The following is a 21,528-nucleotide window of genomic DNA, read 5'->3' as shown; positions in this document are numbered from 1 at the left end:
GCAGGTTTCAAGCTTGTTGGCACCCTCATAAGCGGAGACGTCAATCTGGAGGCATTTCGCCTACTCAGCGAGCCGAGTCAGAGGCGCCAGGGTCACGGTGAAGCCGTCCGAGGCGTCCGTCAACCCGCGCCGCTTCAGGGCCTCTTGCTTCTCTCTTGGCCTCATGAGCTACCTTGAAAGTCCGTACCCGCAAGGGGTGTTCGCCCTACTATCCGAGCATGGACAACGCTTACGCCGTCGCGAAGCTCACCGGCTTTTTGACACAGGTCAAGGACCATCTGGCCCACCTCGAAGCGCACCTGGAACAAGCTGATCAAGACGTACGTGCGGAGTGGCACCAGGAGCTGGCGCTCAACATGCCGCTGATGCGCGGGCTAGTAGCGGCTTACGTGCCACATGTGCTCAACGAGATCGACCAGTACGACGATGGCAGTACTACTTATTGGCGACTCTTGCGCGACGCGGTCGCCCAGGCTCTTGGACACGCCAGATCCGCAGACGAGTTGGCGGCTTTCCTGCGCCCCACTTCACCGTCGATCGCCGCCGATGCGCTGCACCCCTGGGTATGGGGGTCTGCTGCCCAGCCCTGGAAGGCCGACGCGTATCAGGACGCTGTGGTTGCCGCGTGCCGGACGCTCGCCCATCGTCTGAAACAAAAGGTAGGTCGCCACGACGTAACCGACAAGGAGCTTTGCCAGCAGAGCTTCGCTGTCACGGATCCAACACCGGGCAAACCGCGCCTCAGGTTCGATGGTGACCGAACGACGGCTACCTGGAAGGCGCGACAGGACGGCGCAATGCACATCTCAGCTGGGGCCGTGACCGGGATCCGCAACGTCGCGGCGCACGAGGAGAAGGTCCCCTGGACCGAACAGGAGGCGCTGGAGTACCTGGCGACCCTAAGCGTGGTCGCTAGGTGGATCGAGGAGTGTTCCGTGGAGACTGCTCCCTGACTCGTCGAGGGGACCGTGATCTCCAAGGGTTCCGGGCCGGCCGAAGATGCCAAAAGGTAGAGGCCCGCCACCGTGTGCGGTGGCGGGCAGCCTGGGTCCTGGCCGACGTCGAGGCGAAGCGCCAGCCCTTGGGATGGACGACACCCCCGTGGCTGCCAGAGGTGGAGTTTTGTCCGGTTGCGGGTCCTGGGTTACTGCCGCATCCGCAGTCGGGCCCCTTGATCCCCTGTCAAGGACGGCTGTCGCAGGGGCCCAAATAATTGGCGTCATGAGGTCAATCATTCATGTATGGTTGACCTCATGACAACTAATGCTAGGCCGTTCCGTCGTATCGGTGGAGTCTCGGAAGTGGCGGCAGAACTTGGAGTCAGCCGACAGCAGGTCGCCAAGCTCCGCCAGAACGATGATTTCCCGGCCCCGGTGGCGGCTCTCAGCGCTGGCGACATCTGGGATCTGGACGTCATCCGGCGGTGGGGAAGCAGTGGACTGAGGCGAGGGGCGGGCCGACCCGCCCCTGTTGGACAGCCGCGTTCTGTCGGGCGTCGGTTCGAAATGGGGGCGGAGATCGGAGGCGGCGGGTTCGCGGTCGTGTTCGGCGCGCGTGACCTGAAGGCGGCCGACGATGATCGGGTGGCGGTCAAGGTCTTGCAGCAGACGCACGCACTCGACACGGATACTGTCGCCCGGTTCGAGCGGGAACTCCGCCTGATGTCCACGCTCGGCCATGTGAACGTCATGACGCTGCTGGCGAGTGGGAGAGACGCAGAACTGGGCCTGTGGTACGCAATGCCGCTCGCCCGAGGAGTCCTTTCCGATGAGGTCGGCGGCGTCATGGAGGCCAAGGATGTAGCCGTCGTAATGCGCGAAATTTGCGCCGGCCTCGCATATATTCACAGTCAGGGAGTACTCCATCGCGATCTCAAACCAGCAAATGTGCTACGGACTCCAGAGGGGACCTGGGCCATTGCTGATTTCGGGCTCGCGCGAGTGGTGGAAGAGAGTGGCCTCCTCACTTCCACCTTCGACGGTATGGGTACCCGATTCTATGTAGCCCCGGAGCAGTGGAGGGATGCAAAGCACGTTGACGAGCGTGCGGACATTTACTCCGCAGGAAAGATCATGCAGGCGCTCCTGACGGGAAGTACTCCGGTGGACGACGACGTGCCGGCCGGGCCTCTGAGAGCCGTGGTCCAGCGTGCGATCTCTCAAGACCGCACTCGGCGCCACGGCAGTGCGACCGAATTGCTGGCAGCCATCGAGGCAGCGGTCGCCCCGGCCCCAACCGGACGATGGGAAACCGCCGAGGAGAGGGCTGAGCGCCTGCGCCCCCGACTCAAGGTCGGCCGCATCGTGGATAAATCCGCCTTCGACGAACTCATCCGCTGGGCAGATGAAATGGATTTCACCAATTACGCGGACATGGGGGAGTTTTCCTGGGCTCTTAGTGCCCTGCCATCGGGTTCCGTGAAGTGGTGGTGGGAGCAGAACCCCGAAGGATTCCTCGGCGTCTTCCAGGCGTTCACGAATCGCCTGGAGGGATCTTTCGGATTCGAGCAGTGCGACCTCCTTGCGGATTTCGCTCGTCGCGTCGTCGGCGTCACGGACGATCCTATTGTTCTGCGTGAGGCTGTCCGAGGGCTTGCTCATCTCGGTGAGTACCATAATCGCTGGCATGTCCGTGATGTCGTTGTCGCTATTCTGCAGAATATTCGAACGCCCGAAGACGCGGTTGCCGCTCTCGAAGGACTTCGCATGGCAGGGAAGTCGACTGCGGAATGGAATGTGGGCAGTACGGTAATTCGAACCCTGCATCCCGTGTTGCGAGGCGGTCTTGCCGCTCTCGTCGAGTCGGACGACAGGTGACGGTCCAACTGGTCGTCTGACGGACGGGAGCACGAACTTCGAACAAGTGCGCCAAACCTGCGTTTCTGATGAGCTCTTTCCGTAATGGTTGGAGCTAGTTGTCAGCGAGGGATGGCACCCTACGCGGGTTTCATGCTTGTTCGCATCTCTTTGGTCAAACCCCGCCGAACCTTCTGTGAGCCCTGTCTGCTGCTCCTATGGAGCAGAACAGGGTGGAAGGCGCCGTCGACCCGCGGGTACTTGTGGGGGAAGTGGCGGGCCCGCTCTGGTCGGACGCGTGCGGCTGGCAGGACCTGGCCCTCCTCTGCGGAGACGGAGATCTCGCGGTCGGCCGGGCGATGCTGAGCCTCGATCGTGGCTGGTCAGTCCGGTGGAGGGCGACGTGGAAGGTCGGCAAGGTGAAGCAGGCCGGCCCAGTCGCGGGGTTGAACTCGATGCCGTTGACCGGCTGCGTTCCCTGGCGGGGCTTCACCTGGCGTCGAGGGCAGTTCCACCGCCCTGGTCTGGAGCCCGTGTTGTCGACCGGGCGGCAGCATGCTTTCGAGTCTCATCGCGAAGATCAGTTCATCGTGATGGCGGATTTCACCGGCGAGGCGGAAGAAATACTGTCGCAGCCTTTCCTGCTGGAATTCGAAGGGGAGGGCGGCTGGCGTGAGCACATTCCCGATTTCCTTCTGGTTTCCGGGCGGGGCCGGTGGCTTGTGGATGTCCGGCCGGCGGGCCGGATGGATGAGGACGACCTGATGAAGTTCGCGGCCTCGTCCGAGGCCGCACTCGCGTTGGGGTGGGGCTACGCGGTGGTCACGGGCTGGAGAACGCTGACCTGGAGGAACGTCGATCTTCTCTACTCACGGCGCCGTTCGATGCAGGACCGGCTGGGCCTGAAGCCGAGACTGCTGCAGACCGCCCGGGCCGCTCAGGCACTGTCGCAGCCGCTCACCTTCCGCGCTCTGGCGGACACCTGCGAGTTCCCGGCCCTGGCCCGGCCGGTGATCTTGCACCTGCTCTGGCACCGGCAGTTGGGTGTCGACCTGGCGGCTCCGTTCGGCGACGGCAGCGTCGTCCGCGTCGCGAGGGAGGCCGTTCGATGAGCGGGCAGGCAGCTGGGCTGCTGGAGCTGGCCGTCGGCGAGAGCCTGATCCTGGACGACGAGGAATGGCGGGTGGATTTCGTCGAACCGCAGTACGGACGGGTGCTGTTGTCGTCGGTCACGGGCACGCGGCAGACCGTATCGTTCCGCATGCTGGCCCACCATCCCCGCTGTCGGCGTTCGACGGTGGCGACCGTGTCGGGACGTCATCTGCAGCCGAGGACCGAGGGCGATCTCACCGACCACCAGCGGATGTTGCTGCGGATCAGGCGGGGGCACCTGCTGGAGGTCGAGACGGGCTTTCGCAGCGGAGATCCGTTGCACCCCGGTCCCGGTGAGCCGCGGCCTGAGTACGACCCGGACTGCACCACCGTGACCCAGCGGCGCCGGGCGAAGGTCGCCGAGCTGCGGGCGCTTGATCCTGAGCACGCGAAGGTGCTCGGCCTATCGAAGGTGAGCTACCGGACGTTGACCCGGTGGGAGTCCAAACGGCGGGTCGACGTCACGATGGGTTGCGCCGATGACCGCTGGACTCCCGCTTCGCGCGGCCACCCGAGCGTCACGGAAGAGGTCCGCAAGGCGATCCTCGCCGTCCGGCAGGAGACCCTGCACCGATCGAAGATCAACATGAGAGCCCGGGTCGGGCTCATCCACCAGTACGTGCTGGAGACCTACGGCGAGGAGGCCGTCGAGAAGATCCCCAGCTACGGCACCCTGCGGGTGGTCTGGCAGGAGTGGTTCGGCACGGGTCGCGCTCGTCAGCGTTACGCCCGATCCGCGCTGCTGGAGACCACGGGCGAGCACGTGATCGTCGAACGGCCTGGTCAGGTCGTTGCCCTGGACACCACGGTGTTGCCGGTGATGCTGCGGGAGACGGTCTTCGACGATCCGGTCACCGTCTATCTCACGCTGGCCATGGACGTCTACACGCACTCGATGGTCGGGTTCCGCCTGACGCTGGTGTCGGACACGTCGACCGACGTCGCGATGCTGCTGCGGGACGTGACGATGCCGCTACCGATGCGGGACGACTGGCGCGAGGAGATGGAATGGCCCTATCCGGGCGTCCCCGCGGCCCTGGTCGCCGAGTTCGCCGGCCACGAAGTGGCCGCGCTGCCGTTCTTCGCACCGGAAACGGTCACGACCGATCACGGCAGCGTCTACCGCAACCATCACCTCGTTCAGGCCCAGCACGTTCTGGGAGTGAGGGTGCTACCGGCGAGGGTTCTGCGGCCGACCGACAAGCAGGCCGTCGAGCGAGCCTTCGGCTCCGCACGCTCGATGCTGTTCGAGTACATTCCCGGCTACACCGGCGTCGATGCGTCCGACCGCGGCGCCGATGTCGAGGGCGACGCCGTCCTCACCGTCGCCGAGATGGAGCATCTGCTGGCGACCTGGATCGTCCGCATCTGGCAGAACCGGCGCATGGGCGAGTACGCCCCCTGCTGGGATCCGGTCGGCGATCACAGCCCGAACACCCTGTTCGCGGCCTCGATGGCCCAGGGCGGATGGGCTCTGGAGATTCCTTCGCCGAGCCTCTACTACCAGCTGCTGCCCCGGCACCAGGTCATCATCCAGGGCAAGAAGGGCGTGAAGATCCGCGGACTTTGGTACGACGGCCGGGCCCTGGACCTCTATCGCGATGACGAAGGATCCGGTCGCGGCGGACGGCACAAAGACCGCTGGACCGTGCACCGCGACCCGCGCGACGCCCGGTTCGCGTTCTTCCAGGACCCCCGCACGCACGACTGGCACGAACTGCGGTGGACGGGCATGCCGCCTGCGGGCGAGATCCCCGCGTTCACCGACGCACGCGTACGCGAACTGCTGACCGCCGCGAAGCAGGCCGGGCTCAAGCCCCGCACGGACAGTGAACTGCTGCCGCTACTGCTGGAGTTGCTGGCCGCCCATGTCAAGGCCGAGCAGTGGTCAGGACAGCTGACCAAGGCCCAGCGCAGTGAACGGGCTCGTGAATCTGCCCAAGTGAAGGCGGCAGCAGCCGACCGGCCGACCCCCGGCACGACCGGCGCCGCTATCGGCAGCCGGCCCATCAGGCCGGTCCGAGTGGACGAGGCGGTGGACGCCGAACGCCGAAGCCGGCGCGAGGCCTCCGTCCTGCAGCCGCCACGGGCTCCCCGCCGACTCGGAGAGGGATCACGTCGCAGGGCAAATGCCCTGCTGGCCACGGACGACACGGATGACGCGGACGCGGACCTTCTCCGCGACGACGAGCTGGGACAAGGAGAAGAAGAGTGAACGACGAGTCCGCTGCTTCGCTGAGGTTCATCCTGCCGGGCGAGGTCCCGGACCGGGAGACCGCCGAGGGCTGGACGACCTGGCGCAAGACACGGCACGAGTTCGTCCCCGCACCCCGCATCTCCCGCGCCGCCTATGACAGCAAGACCAAGCGCGACAAGGCCATCCACGACCTTCACCGCCGGGCCACCCACGCGAACCTGCCGCTACTGGAAACCCCGATGAGCCAGGTCGTCTCCGAGCTGATGAGGAACCGGCTGCTGAGCAACTCGATGAAGCGGAAACCGACCACGCGGCCCGGCCTCATGATCAACGGAGGCGGAAACCAGGGCAAGACGGAAACCGCGGCCGAAGCCGCGGCCGCGTTCGAGGACCTCTGGCTGGGGCTTGAGGAGTTCGTGGACGTCCCCGAACTGCCCGGCACCCGTGATCTTCGGGCCACCATCGCCTATGTCCAGACACCTGTCACCGCGACACCGAAGTCGACCTGCCAGGCCATTTTGGACTTCTTCGGACCCAGCGACCCCAACCTGACCTTGACCCAGATCGTCAGACAGGTCCGTGCATCCCTGCGGGACCATCGCACCCGCGTGCTGATCCTGGACGACATCACCCGTCTGCGCATGCACCGCAAGGACGACCAGGACACGCTCGACCTGATCAGGGCCCTGATGAGCATGCGGGTCACCCTGGTCCTGATCGGTGTCGGCATCCCCGACTCCGGCCTGCTCAAAGGAGGCTGGCAGGACCCCAAGACCGGCCAGTGGGAGTTTCCCGAGCCGGGGCGCGAGGACTTCAAGGACGAGGCTTCCACCCAGACCGCCAGGCGGTTCGACCTCGTCGACCTGCGGCCATTCAGCTATGACACGGCCGACGAAATCGCCGACTTCGTCGACCACCTCACCGGCCTGGAGGACGAGCTCAGGCTGTTCAACGCCCGCAAGGGCATGCTGACCGGCGGCGACATGCCCGAGTACATCTACCGCCGCACCGGCGGCGTCGTCGGCCTGATCGAGCGGCTGATCGAGGACGGCGCCTCGCTGGCCATGGACACGCGCATCGAGGAGATCACCGAAGAACTGCTGGACAGAGTGGTGATCCGCACCCAGCACCCCAAGCGCGACCGGGCCGCCGGGGAAGAAGGCGAGGTCCCGCCAGCTCTGCCGTCGAAGAAGGCGGTCCAGGGCCGCAGGCCCCGCAACACCGTCTTCGACGACAAGGGCGTCCCTCTGACCGCGGGCCGGAGGTGAGCCAGCCTTGCCCCCGTTGCGGCCCCTCGCGCGAAGTCTTCCGCCGCTGCAGGACGAGTCCCTGCCCGGGTTCCTCCTCCGGCTGGCCTTCCGGCTGGACACCTCACCGGTCGAACTGGCCGTCCGCACCGGCCTGGCCGACCGTCCTGCCCAAGCGGCCCTGCCAGTGCCGCATCTCATCGGCCTGCCCACCGAGCGGAGGCAGCACTTCGCCACGATGATCAAGGCCACGGACGCCGAGGTCGCCGCCATGCTGCTGGACAATCACGGCAGCCGCTTCCCGCCCGCGCGGCCCTCCGCGACCGGCCGCAACGGCGCGAACCAGCATCACCGCTGGCTGTTCCTGCACTCCACCCGCTACTGCCCCCAGTGCCTGGCCCGCCAGGACACCCCGCTGGAGCGGGCTTTCGGGGGAGCCTGGAAGATCTCCTGGCGTCTGCCGCCCGTCTTCGCCTGCCTGGAACACGGACGCTTCCTGGAACACGTCTGTCCCGCCTGCAAATCGCTGGTCCTCCACACCGCAACCCGCCACGGAGGCAAACGACTCCCACGCTGGAGGGAAGACGTTCTGCACCCCTCGCAATGCCGGGCCTACATCGATGGACCATGCGGGCACCGCCTGAATGAAGAATCCGCCCCCAATCATAAACTGCCGCGCAAATACCGGACGTTCCAAAAGTATCTGCTGGAAGCTCTCGACCCGCACGGCCCTGAGACGATCAGGGTCATCGGCCACGAGACAAGCCCAGCCCACTACTTCAACGACCTCAGATCGGCCTGCCACCTTCTGCGGACATCCTGGCCGAACTCCCGACACCTGCTGGACGATCCAGAACTCATCGCCTCGCTGGAGGCAGGTGTCCTCGACAGCGCAGGGAACATCTCCCGCTCGAAGTTCTTCCGGACGGTCAGCGACACACCCCAACTGGCGGCGCGACCGCATGCAGCACTTCTTCTGGCCGCAGACCGCCTGCTCAGGTCAACCAACCCGGACGCCTTCGCAAGCCAGCTAAGGATTCTGACGACTGCTGACTGCCGGCCATCCAAGGTCGGATGGATCCGAGCCTTTCTCGAAACCCGCCCCGACTGCTCGGAAGGCTTCCTCCACGCGGTCTCCTCAGTAATCGAGACCTATGCCGGGGAGAACCTCGCAAGAAACCTCAAAAGACCAGTCCGGGCGACACATTTCCGTCCCGAGCACATCCCGCAGTTCCTGGAGGAGGATTGGTACCAGCGATATTTCGCCCACATGGACGGGATCGCAACCGTCCACCTGAGGCGCACCGTCGCCTTGAGGCTCAGCCAGACAGCTTCCGGAGGATCGATCCACAAAGCGGCCAACCGGATGGGGCTCTATCTCGGCAACCCCGCGACCACAGCCCGGATCGCCGACAGTCCCAAACTGGCTCACCGATGGGCACGAACCCGCCCGAACCCTCTCGAATTCGAGGCCGCCATCCGCGACCTTGCAGCCGAACTCGACGCCAGAGACAACCTCATCGACTACGAAAGGCGACGGAAGGCTCTGGCGAACTGGTGCATCGGCACTGAGCCATGGCAGGAGATCAAGGCTAGAATCGCTGTTCCAGGCGGGGGATACGCCCCAGGAGGGGGCTTTCCCAAAGACCTGACCGACCGAAAGAGAAACATCGGATCCGTCATCCTCTGGGCTCTCGTGACCCAGAGCGAGCACGTCTTCGCACCGACCCCCATCTGCGATCAACAAGACCCGCAGACCCAGAAGAAGTGGCGGATGAGCATCGACTCGGTCTGGGCCCGCATGCGACACCGCACTACAAGGCCCACCGACAACATCCTGATCACAGCGCTCCACGAGTACGCTGCCTACCTCACCCCCATCATCGACCGCGGCGAGACTCCGTCTCATGACGCCAACCCCTGGAGCTGAGCCACTCCGGCTCGCATGCATCCCCGGAGCCTTGGGTGATAGCTGAGGGTGGGCGGGCTGATGCAGATTACGGAGCCCATGGAACTTTAGTTACGGAGCCGGCATACTTAACGGGATTTACCGGATCGCGATAACTGCCCTTGAATGATACGCGCCCCAAAACGGACAGGATCAGATATGAGCTGACCAGTTGCCAGCATTCAAGCCATTCCTCTGTGCTGAACTTTGGCTTCTTGCGGGATGGGTGGATCACCCCGTTCCTCATACGTGTAATGATCTCGGGTCCTGATCCGCAAGGAGGATTGACGGAGGAGGCCGCCCCGCTCAAACGTGTGAGCTCCGTCGGGATCGTGTTCGAGATTTTGTAGGAGGCAAGCAATGCCGAGATATTGTCATGTGCCGATCTAGCCTTGTATTGACGAGAAGTGACGGTCTGCTGCTCCTCTACGAGTCTTTCGTATGCCAAGAGCTCAAGGCATGCCTGCCCTGCCGATGTCGCCAAGGGCAACGGGTTCATTTCGTTACATTCGAGGTAGTAGCTGATGGCGTTAGACAGCAACTCGCGCTCGAACGGATCTGACCACAAACTGCCAAAACCGGTGAAAATCTGTTCAAGGTCGGCGAACCCTGTTTCGTCGATGACCTGAGCTCTCGCCGTCCATGGGGTGATGTGGAAAACTCTCCAGTCCACCCACGTAAGCGAGTTGCTGGAGTCGTACCCTGACGCAAGCGCGGGTGAAGTTGCGCGACCAAAGGAGAAGCTGAAGATGCACCGCAGAAGATGAAGGACATTTGAGATCTCACCTTCGGAGATCGGTGCGCCATCTTTGCGTGTGAACTCGCCGACGTGCGTGAATACGTACCCGCCAGACTTGCGCAGTTCTTGACGTACCGGGATCCTGTCGTGGCGCTCGTCGATCGTGAACTGCCAATCACCAGCCTCCAGAGACCAACGGCCATTCCAGCTGCCGCCGTGTCCTCGGATCCAGGCCCCGTTAACCTGCGGTACGTTGGGCAGCAAGAAGGTGACTCGACGCACGTCGGAGCTATTTCCGCGCGTTGTGGGCTTGAGCCAGCCATCTATGGACAGGGCCCATGCGCCGGAGGTGTCCTCAGCTGTGGCGGATTCAGAGTCGCCAGAGAGAAGCGGCTCACTTTCCGGGACTGACACCTGAATATCCCCGCCGATCTCCCAGCCGTTCGTCTTGGGATCATCGGTGGCAAACGTGTAAGTGACTCTCGGTGTGGGGAGCCATTCCCATCTGATAACTCCGTCCACAGCGACGGGCGCATCCCCTTCGGAAGCCGTTAGAGTTCCTGAGTAGAGTTCAAGGGGCTCGTTCGGGGCGTTGAACGGATAGGTAGGCGTCAGAGCGGACGGAGCTGCACCAAGAGTCATGACCTGATTCTGGACCAGCGCTCAACCCGACGTAAGGGCATCCGAAGTATTGACGGAAGTTGGTGAATCGCGTTCTCACCCTTCGGTGAGGAGCCAGGTCGGGGTGGGTGCCAACCATCCCTGACAAGGGTCAGGTGCCGCTGAAATTCTCATTGCTGCGGGGCGGGGAGGCCTCGGGCCCGGTGGACGTCCTCAAGGTGGCCCACCACGGTTCGGCCTTCCAGGACGTCGGGCTGCTCCACACCGTACGGCCGAGGCTGGCGCTCATCTCCTGCGGCGCGGACAACCCGTACGGTCACCCCTCGCCCCGCACGGTGGGCGCCCTCCGGGCCGCGGGGGCCAGGGTCCTGCGTACCGACACCGACGGGCCGATCGCGGTGACGGGCGCCGGGAAGGAGCTGCGGGCGGTGAGCCGGTCGTGACCCCGGCGGGGCGGGGCGGGGCCGGGGGCGGGGCGGGGGCGGAGCGGGCCGGTCCGGGCCGGATGGACGGAAGCCGCGCCGGGACGGCCGGGCCCGGCTCCGGGTCGGACGGAACCCGTGCGGGAACGCCGGGCCCCGGCGGTCCCGGCCCCGGCCCCGGCGGGCCCCACCCCCCTTGCCCCCGTCCCGGGCGGGCCCACCCCCCCTCGCCCCTGGCCCCGGGCGGGCCCGGCCCCCCTCGCCCCTGGTCCCGGGCGGGCCCGGCCCCCTCGCCCCCGGTCCCGGGCGCCCGGGTCAGACGAGCCAGACGCCGTCGGCCATCAGGTCGCGGCCGGGGAGTTCGTTCTCCTCGCGCCAGGCGCGCAGCGTGCGGGGGGTGATGAGCAGGAACACCCAGCGGGATCTCTTGCGCGGATCCCAGCTGAGCTTGGCGGCGAACGCGTCGCCCAACGCCGGGGGCAGATCCTTTCCTTCCACGACCCGTGCGTCGCCCTCGATCAGCACCACGTCGCGGGTGTGGCCGACGGTGACTCGGATCGGGCCGGCGGGGGTGACGTTGACGGCGGTCGGGTTGGTCCGCCGGGTGCACATCACCAGGACGTCGGTGTCGTCGTCCCAGGAGAACGACAGGGGCACCAGAGTGGGGACGCCGTTCCGGGAGGCCGTCCCCACCCACGCGTCGTCGTCCTGCCGCAGACGGGTCAGGACGTCCTGTTTGCGCTGCTCCCGGCTGCGGGCGGGACGGGGCTCGGTCATGCCCGACACGTTAGAGGCGGTGATCACGCGGCGCCTCGGGCCACAGCCCTCGGGCAGGAGACCTAGGCCCGGTGGCTCTCGGGGCGAGGCGAGGCGTTCGCGGTGCGGGGTGTTCGCCGTGCGAGGCGTCGGCCGCCGTCGTGGAACCGGGAAAACGGCATGCCTCATTACACCTCGTCGCATCTCGGCGCAAGACCTGCTGAGCTACTCAGTTTGCTCGAACGCCGCAATAGTGATCGAATGCATGCTCGTCGGCGGGCCGCTGATCCGACAGAGACGTCCAGACGGAGCGACAGAGACGTCCGGCAGAACCGGGAGGGACGTTCACCGGTCGGGGGCCCGGAGTGCGCAGCGCCCCTGGGAGTAGGTAAGAGATGTTCGGCCGTTGGCTGGGAAACAGAGGCCAGGCGGGTGGGCGCGGTGGGGCCCTCGCCGGATTCCAGGTGCCCCGCACCGCGGGGGTGCTCAGCTGCCGGGTGCTGGATCCGGTCAACGAACCGGTTCCACAGGCCGAGTTCGTCGTGACCGACAGTGCGGGTCGCCGGGTGACGGGTGGGGAGACGGACCCCTTCGGCCGTGTTCTCGCCACGGTTCCGGCCGGGGACCACCGCCTCGCGATCACGGCCGAGGGGTTCACCCCCTTCCACGGAGCGGTGACGGTGACCGAGGGGATGCACGCCCATGTGGGCGATGTGACGCTCCAGGTGGCGCAGCTTCCGCCGCTGCCCGACCCCGGCGACTGGGACATCGAGCCGAACCACTCGCAGATCGGCTTCACCGCCCGGCACATCGGGCTCGCCCGCATCCACGGCAGGTTCAACACCTTCGCCGGGGCGGTCCGGATCGCCGACCGCATGGAGGACTCCGCCATGCACGTGGTCATCGACGCCGCGTCGATCGACACCAATGTGCAGATGCGCGACGATCACCTGCGCTCCAGCGACTTCCTCGACGTCGGCCGCTACCCGACGCTGGAGTTCTACAGCGAGCGCTTCGTCCACCGGGGCGGCAGCCGCTGGGGCGTCACGGGGGCGCTCACCCTGCACGGGGTGAGCCGGACCGTGACGTTGGACACCCAGTACCTGGGTATCGGCAACGGTCTGGAGGGCGAGACCCGCGCCGCCTGCCGGGCCACCACCGAACTGCACCGCGAGGACTTCACGCTCACCTGGCAGACCATGCTGGCGCGGGGCATCGCGGTGGTGGGGCCGAGCATCGTCATCGACCTGGACATCCAGATCGTGCCCAAGGGCTGAACCCTCGCGGCCCCGGGGGCGCCGCTCACGGTTTCTCCAGCCAGCCCTCGTACTCCTCGGCGAACGCGTCCAGCGCGCCCGGGTCCAGCCGTCCGGCGGGGTCCTCCACGACCACCAGCCACTGGGCGTCCTCGGCGTCGTCCTCGCCGGCCAGCGCGTCCCGTACGAGCTGAGGCTCCTCGGCGACCCCGAAGCGGTCCGCCAGCTCCTCGGCCACCTCCTGTGCCGCGTCGCGGTCGGGCAGCACCAGCACATGTCTCACATCGCTCACCCGGACATTCTCCGGTACGGGCGTCCGTGCCCGGGATCGTGCCCCATGCGTGCTTCGGAGTCGTGCCCCAGGAGTGCTTCGGGGTCGTGCCCCAGGCGTGCCCCGGAGTCGTGCCCCGGCCGTGCGGGCGGTCGGCTGCGGTGGTTGTCGGTGGGGCGTGGGATCCTGTTCGGCGATGGCCACCAGGAAGAGTTCCACCGACGATCCGCTCGCCCCCCTCACCCTCGCCGTGGGCCAGGAGGACCTCCTCCTGGACCGTGCGGTGCAGCAGGTGGTGGCGGCCGCGCGCGCTGCCGACGCCGATACGGACGTACGAGATCTGGCGTCCGACCAACTGCAGCCCGGCACGCTCGCCGAGCTGACCAGCCCCTCGCTCTTCGCCGAGCGCAAGGTCGTGATCGTGCGCAACGCGCAGGACCTCTCGGCCGACACGGTCAAGGACGTCAAGGCGTATCTCGGCTCGCCGGCCGAGGAGATCACGCTCGTCCTGCTGCACGCCGGCGGGGCCAAGGGCAAGGGGCTGCTGGACGCGGCGCGCAAGGCGGGGGCCCGCGAGGTCGCCTGCCCGAAGACCACCAAGCCGGCCGAGCGGCTCTCGTTCGTGCGGTCGGAGTTCCGGACGCACGGGCGGTCCGCGACGCCGGAGGCGTGCCAGGCGCTGGTCGACTCCATCGGCAGCGACCTGCGGGAGCTGGCGAGCGCGGTGTCCCAGTTGATCGCGGACGTCGAGGGCACGATCGACGAGGCGGTCGTCGGGCGCTACTACACCGGGCGCGCGGAAGCCTCGTCGTTCACCGTCGCCGACCGGGCCGTCGAGGGGCGCGCGGCGGAGGCGCTGGAGGCGCTGCGGTGGTCGCTGTCGACCGGGGTTCCGCCCGTTCTGATCACGAGCGCGCTGGCGCAGGGGGTGCGGGCGATCGGGAAGCTGTCCTCGGCCCGGGGCGGCCGGCCCGCCGACCTGGCCCGGGAGCTGGGCATGCCGCCGTGGAAGATCGACCGGGTGCGTCAGCAGATGCGGGGGTGGACACCGGACGGGGTCGCGGTGGCCCTGCGGGCGGTGGCGGCGGCGGACGCCGGGGTGAAGGGTGGCGGGGACGATCCCGAGTACGCGTTGGAGAAGGCCGTCGTGGTGATCGCCCGCGCCGCTCGGGCGGGGCGGTAACCCTCCCGGGGCGCGGTGGGCGGCTCGTCGCGGTGGCCGCCGCTGCTCGCGCCGCTGTGCGCAGGACCTCGTGAGCACCGCCGGTGCTGCCCTCAAGCTCCGGGCGGGCTCGACGGCACGCCCCCGTACGAGCGGAAGCCACGTACGAGCGGAGGGCCCCTGTACGCACAGGGCTTCCGGGGCGCCGGAGCCCACGTACGAGCGGAAGGACCCGTTTGTGCAGGGCCCCCGGAACGCACGGAAGCCCCGGAACGCACGGGAGCTTCGGAATGTACGGGGCCCCGGAACGCACAGGGCCCCCCGAACGCACGAGAGCCTCGGGACGCACGGAAGCCCCGGTCCTCGATCTGGGGAGATCGGGGCCGGGGCTTCCGGATCATGCTCTGGGTGCGCCGCACCCGCGTGGCGAACGCAGGTTCGGTGTGCGGCGCGGGGGCCGGGCAGGGGCGGGGTAGAGGGCCCGCTGGTCCGTTCCGGCGTTCACATCAGTGAGCTTCGGGAAGAAGCTCAGGCCTGCAGGGAGGCAACCTTGGACGCCAGCGCCGACTTCTTGTTGGCGGCGGCGTTCTTGTGGATGACACCCTTCGAGACAGCCTTGTCGAGCTGACGGGAGGCGTCGCGAGCGGCCGTGGTGGCCTTCTCGACGTCACCGGCGACGACGGCCTCGCGGGCCTTGCGGATCGCGGTCTTGAGCGACGACTTGACGGCCTTGTTGCGCAGGCGCGCCTTCTCGTTGGTCTTGTTCCGCTTGATCTGGGACTTGATGTTCGCCACGAAAAGAGCCTTTTCAGGTTCGTTGGATCTTCCAGGTGAGCCCCGCTGCTCGTGAGAGCCACGGGGCACAGCTGTCCACGGTAGCAGCCACCCTCCGACCGGCCCAAACCGGTCGCAGCACCGCAGGCGTGGGACGATGGAGCCTACGTATCGATCCGACCGACCCGACATCGACCCGAGACACGGCGTTCGGCGTCTCAAGAATCAGGACCCTGCGTGCCCGCGACTCCTTCCAACGTGCCCGAGCCGAGCCGTACCGACCCGGCGCTGATCCGCAACTTCTGCATCATCGCGCACATCGACCACGGCAAGTCGACCCTTGCCGACCGGATGCTCCAGCTGACCGGTGTGGTCGACCAGCGGCAGATGCGTGCTCAGTACCTCGACCGGATGGACATCGAGCGCGAGCGCGGCATCACCATCAAGTCCCAGGCGGTCCGGCTGCCCTGGGCGCCCACCGAGGGTGAGGGCAAGGGGCGGACCCACATCCTCAACATGATCGACACCCCGGGCCACGTGGACTTCACGTACGAGGTGTCCCGCTCGCTCGCCGCCTGCGAGGGCACGATCCTGCTGGTCGACGCCGCGCAGGGCATCGAGGCCCAGACGCTGGCCAACCTCTACCTCGCGATGGAGAACGACCTCACCATCGTCCCGGTGCTCAACAAGATCGACCTTCCCGCCGCGCAGCCGGAGAAGTTCTCCGAGGAGCTGGCCAACCTCATCGGCTGCCAGCCCGAGGACGTGCTCAAGGTCTCCGCCAAGACCGGCGTCGGCGTGGACGCGCTGCTCGACCGGGTCGTGCGGGAGGTGCCGGCGCCGGTCGGCGTCGCGGACGCCCCCGCCCGCGCGATGATCTTCGACTCGGTCTACGACTCGTACCGCGGTGTCGTCACCTACGTCCGTGTCGTGGACGGCCAGCTCAACAAGCGCGAGCGCATCCGGATGATGTCGACCGGCGCCACCCACGAGCTGCTGGAGATCGGGGTGTCCTCCCCGGAGATGACCCCGGCGGACGGCATCGGCGTGGGCGAGGTCGGCTACATCATCACCGGGGTGAAGGACGTCCGGCAGTCCAAGGTCGGTGACACGATCACCTCGCTGAGCAACGGGGCGACCGAGGCGCTGGGCGGGTACAAGGACCCGAAGCCGATGGTGTTCTCGGGGCTCTACCCGCTGGACGGCTCCGACTACCCGGACCTGCGCGAGGCGCTCGACAAGCTCCAGCTCAACGACGCCGCCCTGGTCTACGAGCCGGAGACCTCCGCCGCGCTGGGCTTCGGCTTCCGCGTCGGCTTCCTCGGCCTGCTCCACCTCGACGTGGTCCGTGAGCGGCTGGAGCGCGAGTTCGGGCTCGACCTGATCGCCACCGCCCCCAACGTGGTCTACCGCGTCGAGATGGAGGACGGCACCGAGCACGTCGTCACCAACCCGAGCGAGTTCCCCGAGGGCAAGATCGACAAGGTGCACGAGCCGGTCGTCCGCGCCACGGTGCTGGCCCCGAGCGAGTTCATCGGCGCGATCATGGAGCTGTGCCAGGGCCGTCGCGGCACCCTGCTCGGCATGGACTACCTCTCCGAGGACCGGGTCGAGATCCGCTACACCCTCCCCCTCGCGGAGATCGTCTTCGACTTCTTCGACCAGCTGAAGTCCAAGACCCGCGGGTACGCCTCCCTCGACTACGAGCCCACCGGCGAGCAGACGGCCGCCCTCGTCAAGGTGGACATCCTGCTGCACGGCGACAAGGTGGACGCGTTCTCCGCGGTCACCCACAAGGACAAGGCGTACGCGTACGGCGTCCGGCTCGTCGCCAAGCTGCAGAAGCTCATCCCGCGCCAGAACTTCGAGGTGCCGATCCAGGCGGCCATCGGCGCCCGGGTCATCGCCCGTGAGACCGTCCGCGCCATCCGCAAGGACGTCCTCGCCAAGTGCTACGGCGGTGACATCTCCCGCAAGCGGAAGCTGCTGGAGAAGCAGAAGGAGGGCAAGAAGCGGATGAAGATGGTCGGCAACGTGGAGGTTCCGCAGGACGCCTTCATCTCCGTCCTGTCGACCGACGAGTCCGCGGGGGAGAGCAAGGGCAAGAAGTAGCCCGGCGCGGCGTTTCCGCCGCCGCCCCCGAGGTACCGGCGCCGCCTTCCGGCGGTTCCGAGGGCCCCCGCACCGCAGCGCCGCGCGGAGTGGGGGCCCTTCGCCATCGCCGCCGGGCCGTGGACCGCTCACCTCTTCACCGCCGGCCGTCCGGCTCCTCCGCCGCCGTCCCTCCGGTTCCTCCTTCGCCGCCCGCCCGGCCGGGGGACCCCCTGGGCGTGGTCCCTTTCGTTATGAAGCGGCGGCCCGTTGCCTCTTACGCGGCGGACACGCGCGCTTTACTCTGATCACGCCTTGATGGTTACTGACCAGTTAAACAAGCGGAACACGCAGGTTGAGCAGTAGGACGCAGTAGGACAAGGACAGCGAGAGCAACGAGAAGCAGCGGGCAGCAGGACGACAGCAGCTGGCCGTTGTACCAAAGAAGCCGGTCGTAGCAATGCCGCAGGCCCGGAGGACGTCGTGAGCGACACACAGACCTTGATCGATAACCGGCCGCCCTCCGTGGCGTCCCTCTTCATCGACCGCGTGGCGGCGACCCCCGACAGGGAGGCGTACCGCTATCCGGTGCCGTCGGCCTCGGGCCAGGGGCCCGACGACTGGAAGTCCCTCAGCTGGGGCCAGGCCGCCGAGCGGGTCTTCGCCATCGCCGCAGGTCTCATCGCACTCGGCGTGCGGCCGGAGGAGCGCGTCGCCCTCTCCTCCGCCACCCGGGTGGAGTGGATCCTCGTCGACCTCGGGGTGATGTGCGCGGGCGCCGCGACCACCACGGTCTACCCCTCGACCAACGCCGGGGAGTCCGCGTTCATCCTGTCCGACTCCGAGAGCCGGATCCTCGTCGCGGAGGACGCCGAGCAGCTGGCCAAGGCCCGGGAGAGCCGGGCGGACCTGCCGGACCTCGCCCATGTCGTCGTCATCGACCCGGCCGGCGTGGAGCCCGCCGAGGGCGACCCCGAGGGCTGGATCATCACCCTCGCCGACCTGGAGGCGCGGGGCAACGAGCTGCTGGCCAAGACCCCGGACGCGGTCACCGAGCGGGTCGCCGCGATCACCGCCGACCAGCTCGCCACTCTGATCTACACCTCGGGCACCACCGGCCGCCCCAAGGGCGTACGGCTGCCGCACGACAACTGGTCGTACATGGCCAAGGCCACCGTGGCGACCGGGCTCATCACCGCCGAGGACGTGCAGTACCTCTGGCTGCCGCTCGCCCACGTCTTCGGCAAGGTCCTCACCTCCGGGCAGATCGAGGTCGGCCACGTCACCGCGATCGACGGCCGCATCGACAAGATCATCGAGAATCTGCCGGTCGTCCAGCCGACCTACATGGCCGCCGTGCCCCGGATCTTCGAGAAGGTCTACAACGGGGTCGCCTCCAAGGCCCGCGCGGGCGGCGGCGCCAAGTACAAGATCTTCCAGTGGGCGGCCGGGGTGGCCCGCGAGTACGCCAAGGTCTCCCAGGACAACTTCCGGCGCACCGGCAACGCCTCCGTGCCCTTCGCGCTCGGCGCCAAGCACAAGATCGCCGACGCGCTCGTCTTCTCCAAGATCCGCGAGGCGTTCGGCGGCCGGCTGCGCGCCTGCATCTCCGGCTCCGCCGCCCTCGCCCCGGACATCGGCTACTTCTTCGCGGGCGCGGGTGTCCACATCCTGGAGGGCTACGGCCTCACCGAGTCCAGCGCCGCCTCCTTCGTCAACCCGGGCGAGGCCTACCGCACCGGCACCGTCGGCAAGCCGCTCCCCGGCACCGAGGTGCGGATCGCGGACGACGGCGAGATCCTGCTGCGCGGCCCCGGCATCATGCAGGGCTACCACAAGCTGGCCGACAAGACCGAGGAGGTCCTGGAGTCGGACGGCTGGTTCCACACCGGTGACATCGGCGAGCTGTCGGCCGACGGCTACCTCCGCATCACCGACCGCAAGAAGGACCTGATCAAGACGTCGGGCGGCAAGTACGTCGCCCCGGCGGAGGTCGAGGGCCAGTTCAAGGCGGTCTGCCCGTTCGTCTCCAACATCCTGGTGCACGGCGCGGACCGTAACTTCTGCACCGCGCTCATCGCCCTCGACGAGCCCACCCTCCTCGGCTGGGCCGCCGAGAACGGCATGGAGGGCAAGTCGTACGCGGAGGTCGTCGCGGCCCCGCAGACGGTCGAGCTGATCGACGGGTACGTCAAGCAGCTCAACGAGGGCCTCCAGCGCTGGCAGACCATCAAGAAGTTCCGCCTCCTGCCGCGCGACCTGGACGTCGAGCACGGCGAGCTGACCCCCAGCCTCAAGCTGAAGCGGCCGGTCGTCGAGCGCGAGTACCAGGGGCTCATCGACGAGATGTACGCGGGCACGCGCGAGGCCTAGAGACGTCCGGGGGCTCGGCCCCGGGCGGAGGCGGGCGGGGCGTCGGACCCTTTCGAGGGCCGGAGCCCCGCCCGTCGTGCGTCCCCGCCGCCGGTGCGTCCCCGTCCCGCGTGCGTTCCCGTCTCCGCCCGTCGTGCGTCCCCGCCGCCGGTGCGTCCCCGCCCCGCGTGCGCCCCCGCCCCCGCCTGTGCGTGCGGGGAAGGGCCTCACTCGTCGGGCAGGACGAGGAAGACCTCGGAGAAGGTGAGGCCGTGCCGGTCGGTCGTCACCCCGCAGGGGCAGCCCAGGGTGACCAGGCGCCAGTCGCAGACCACGGTCCACGGCCCGTCCGCCGTCGAGCACCCGGGGCAGCGGAACGTGTCGGCCGTCCACACATGGCGGGCGGGCCGCCCGTAGTGCCGGAACCGGCCCGCGTACCGCGTGCGCAGGGCGACGGCCGGAGGGCGGTACGGGCCGGTCTCGGGCGGGGCCGGGGCCGCCAGTGCGGTGAACACGGCGATCAGGCCGGGCAGGAGGGCTTCCCCGGCCTCGGTCGGCGGCGCCTGTGAGCCGTCCGCCGCCCCCTGAACGGTCGTGCCCCGGGGAGCCGTGCCCCGAGGGGCCGGGTAGCGCGGAGCCGCTGCGGCGGGCGGCGGATTCGGGGTGCCGTACCAGGGGACGAAGGCCCGGGCGACGGCGGCCAGCAGGGACGCGGCCGGTGGGCTGACCGCGCCCGCGTCGAGGTGGTGGACCGCGCTGCGCCAGATCCGCTGGAGCCGTCGGTCCCGGTCCACGGCCCGCGTCCGCACCCACTCGGCCCCGCGCCGGGGGAGCGGGGCGGTCAGGCGGGCCAGGAGCCCGGCCGCCGCTGCGGCGTCCGCCGCGTCCGGACGCCACTCCCCGCCCTCCAGCCACCGCCGGGCGCGGTCCGCCTCGCGGTTCAGCGCCCGGACCGGCAGCCGGGGGACACCGGAAGCCCCCGCCGGAATCTCCATGTCAATGACCTCCGCGTCGGCGCCCCGGCCCGGTCACGGGCGCGCCTGCCCACGGCCCCCGCCGGCCCGGCGCCGTCCGGACGCGCCGCCTCCGGCCCGGTTCTCCGCGATGTTCCGGATCTTCCTCGTGCTGCCCGGCCCGGCGAGCAGGGCGAGGACCGCCGGTGCGTTCGTCCTCTCCGCGAGCACATGCTGCATCCACTCCGTGGCCTGCGCCGGCTCGGCGGGGGACGGCACCCGGCCGTCCTCGACCGACAGGTGGAGCAGCCGGTCCTCGACGCGGCGGCGGGCGAACGCGCGGTGTCCCTCCCCCGTGAGCCGGTCGGTCTCCGGCAGCAGCCCGGCCGCCCACCGCCGGAACTCGGCCGGGCCGCTCGCCCGGGTCGCGACCTCGTCCACGAGGGCGACCACCGCCGACTTGGACACCAGCTCGACCGGGTCGCGCAGGATCGCGGCCACGATCGCCCGGTCCCCATCGCGGTTCCGCGAGGAAGCGGCCGCCGAGACGACGCGCCGGTACACGGACCAGCGCACGTGCTCGTCCGCCACCGCCTCCTCGACGTCCACGCCGAGAACGCCGGCTCCCGCGAGCAGCTCCGCCACATCGGCCCGCAAGGCCACCGCTCCACTCCCTCCCGCCGTACGCTCCGCCGTCCTGCCCCCTCGCCGCGCCGTGTGCGCCCGGCAGGGACGGACGGACGGACTCGGTGAAGGTGGTCGCGGGAGGACGCTACCGCGGCACGCGCCGGG

16 protein-coding genes and 1 pseudogene are annotated in these 21,528 nt (G+C 68.2%); 11 read left to right on the top strand and 6 right to left on the bottom strand.

Annotated features, from left to right (window positions below):
• Nucleotides 1-218: 218 nt before the first annotated feature.
• From ACH4K1_RS16020 to ACH4K1_RS15995, 6 genes are all read left to right on the top strand, one after another.
• Nucleotides 219-953, top strand: a complete 735-nt coding sequence (locus ACH4K1_RS16020; protein ID WP_398089913.1) for a TIGR02391 family protein — start codon at nt 219-221, stop codon at nt 951-953.
• Nucleotides 954-1,301: 348 nt separating this feature from the next.
• The gene (locus ACH4K1_RS16015; protein ID WP_398089911.1) at nt 1,302-2,816 is read left to right on the top strand and encodes a serine/threonine-protein kinase; all 1,515 of its coding nucleotides are present in this window, start codon (nt 1,302-1,304) and stop codon (nt 2,814-2,816) included.
• 197 nt (nt 2,817-3,013) lie between these two features.
• Complete coding sequence (locus tag ACH4K1_RS16010; protein ID WP_398089910.1) at nt 3,014-3,907, top strand: TnsA-like heteromeric transposase endonuclease subunit; 894 nt, start codon at nt 3,014-3,016, stop codon at nt 3,905-3,907.
• Nucleotides 3,904-6,162: a transposase gene (locus tag ACH4K1_RS16005; protein ID WP_398089909.1), complete on the top strand. Its 2,259-nt coding sequence runs from the start codon at nt 3,904-3,906 to the stop codon at nt 6,160-6,162. Before ACH4K1_RS16010 ends, ACH4K1_RS16005 begins: the two co-directional genes overlap by 4 nt.
• Nucleotides 6,159-7,412 carry an AAA family ATPase gene (locus tag ACH4K1_RS16000; protein WP_398089908.1) on the top strand — a complete coding sequence of 418 codons (1,254 nt, stop codon included), beginning with the start codon at nt 6,159-6,161 and terminating at the stop codon, nt 7,410-7,412. The genes ACH4K1_RS16005 and ACH4K1_RS16000 overlap by 4 nt, the downstream gene beginning before the upstream one ends.
• 7 nt (nt 7,413-7,419) lie before the next feature.
• A complete protein-coding gene (locus ACH4K1_RS15995) occupies nt 7,420-9,321 on the top strand; it encodes a TniQ family protein (RefSeq protein ID WP_398089906.1) in 1,902 nt (633 codons plus the stop codon).
• 67 nt (nt 9,322-9,388) lie between these two features.
• Here ACH4K1_RS15995 and ACH4K1_RS15990 read toward each other — a convergent pair whose 3' ends face one another.
• Nucleotides 9,389-10,720 carry a hypothetical protein gene (locus ACH4K1_RS15990; RefSeq protein ID WP_398089905.1) on the bottom strand — a complete coding sequence of 444 codons (1,332 nt, stop codon included), beginning with the start codon at nt 10,718-10,720 and terminating at the stop codon, nt 9,389-9,391.
• Between the two features lie 152 nt (nt 10,721-10,872).
• Between ACH4K1_RS15990 and ACH4K1_RS15985 the strand changes: the two are divergent.
• Nucleotides 10,873-11,142 (top strand): annotated as a pseudogene (locus ACH4K1_RS15985) (ComEC/Rec2 family competence protein); the annotation flags it as partial.
• Nucleotides 11,143-11,436: 294 nt separating this feature from the next.
• Here ACH4K1_RS15985 and ACH4K1_RS15980 read toward each other — a convergent pair.
• Entirely contained in the window at nt 11,437-11,898 is a 462-nt protein-coding gene (locus tag ACH4K1_RS15980) for a pyridoxamine 5'-phosphate oxidase family protein (RefSeq protein WP_398089903.1), read from the bottom strand.
• 374 nt (nt 11,899-12,272) lie between these two features.
• Between ACH4K1_RS15980 and ACH4K1_RS15975 the strand changes: the two genes are divergently transcribed.
• Nucleotides 12,273-13,154, top strand: a complete 882-nt coding sequence (locus tag ACH4K1_RS15975; protein ID WP_398089901.1) for a YceI family protein — start codon at nt 12,273-12,275, stop codon at nt 13,152-13,154.
• Between the two features lie 25 nt (nt 13,155-13,179).
• Here ACH4K1_RS15975 and ACH4K1_RS15970 read toward each other — a convergent pair whose 3' ends face one another.
• The gene (locus tag ACH4K1_RS15970) at nt 13,180-13,425 is read right to left on the bottom strand and encodes a hypothetical protein (protein WP_228991128.1); all 246 of its coding nucleotides are present in this window, start codon (nt 13,423-13,425) and stop codon (nt 13,180-13,182) included.
• Between the two features lie 175 nt (nt 13,426-13,600).
• Between ACH4K1_RS15970 and holA the strand changes: the two genes are divergently transcribed.
• On the top strand, nt 13,601-14,587 hold the full coding sequence (gene holA / locus ACH4K1_RS15965; RefSeq protein ID WP_228991127.1) for a DNA polymerase III subunit delta: 987 nt from the start codon (nt 13,601-13,603) through the stop codon (nt 14,585-14,587).
• A gap of 507 nt (nt 14,588-15,094) precedes the next feature.
• Here the strand turns inward: holA and rpsT are convergent.
• Complete coding sequence (rpsT, locus tag ACH4K1_RS15960; protein ID WP_030119167.1) at nt 15,095-15,361, bottom strand: 30S ribosomal protein S20; 267 nt, start codon at nt 15,359-15,361, stop codon at nt 15,095-15,097.
• 216 nt (nt 15,362-15,577) lie between these two features.
• Here rpsT and lepA point away from each other — a divergent pair, with 216 nt between their 5' ends.
• Together lepA and ACH4K1_RS15950 are read left to right on the top strand one after the other, a co-directional pair.
• Nucleotides 15,578-17,452, top strand: coding sequence for a translation elongation factor 4 (gene lepA, locus ACH4K1_RS15955; protein WP_398089898.1), 1,875 nt, complete (start codon nt 15,578-15,580; stop codon nt 17,450-17,452).
• A 462-nt stretch (nt 17,453-17,914) separates the two neighbouring features.
• Nucleotides 17,915-19,804: an AMP-dependent synthetase/ligase gene (locus tag ACH4K1_RS15950; RefSeq protein ID WP_398089896.1), complete on the top strand. Its 1,890-nt coding sequence runs from the start codon at nt 17,915-17,917 to the stop codon at nt 19,802-19,804.
• 206 nt (nt 19,805-20,010) lie between these two features.
• Here ACH4K1_RS15950 and ACH4K1_RS15945 read toward each other — a convergent pair whose 3' ends face one another.
• Nucleotides 20,011-20,778 carry a hypothetical protein gene (locus tag ACH4K1_RS15945; RefSeq protein WP_398089895.1) on the bottom strand — a complete coding sequence of 256 codons (768 nt, stop codon included), beginning with the start codon at nt 20,776-20,778 and terminating at the stop codon, nt 20,011-20,013.
• Nucleotides 20,779-20,811: 33 nt separating this feature from the next.
• Nucleotides 20,812-21,399: a hypothetical protein gene (locus tag ACH4K1_RS15940; RefSeq protein ID WP_398089893.1), complete on the bottom strand. Its 588-nt coding sequence runs from the start codon at nt 21,397-21,399 to the stop codon at nt 20,812-20,814.
• Nucleotides 21,400-21,528: the final 129 nt, after the last annotated feature.

This window comes from Streptomyces sp. NPDC017448 (assembly GCF_044330565.1).
Taxonomy (GTDB): Bacteria; Actinomycetota; Actinomycetes; order Streptomycetales; family Streptomycetaceae; genus Streptomyces.
This window is presented reverse-complemented; position numbering and strand designations above follow the sequence as displayed.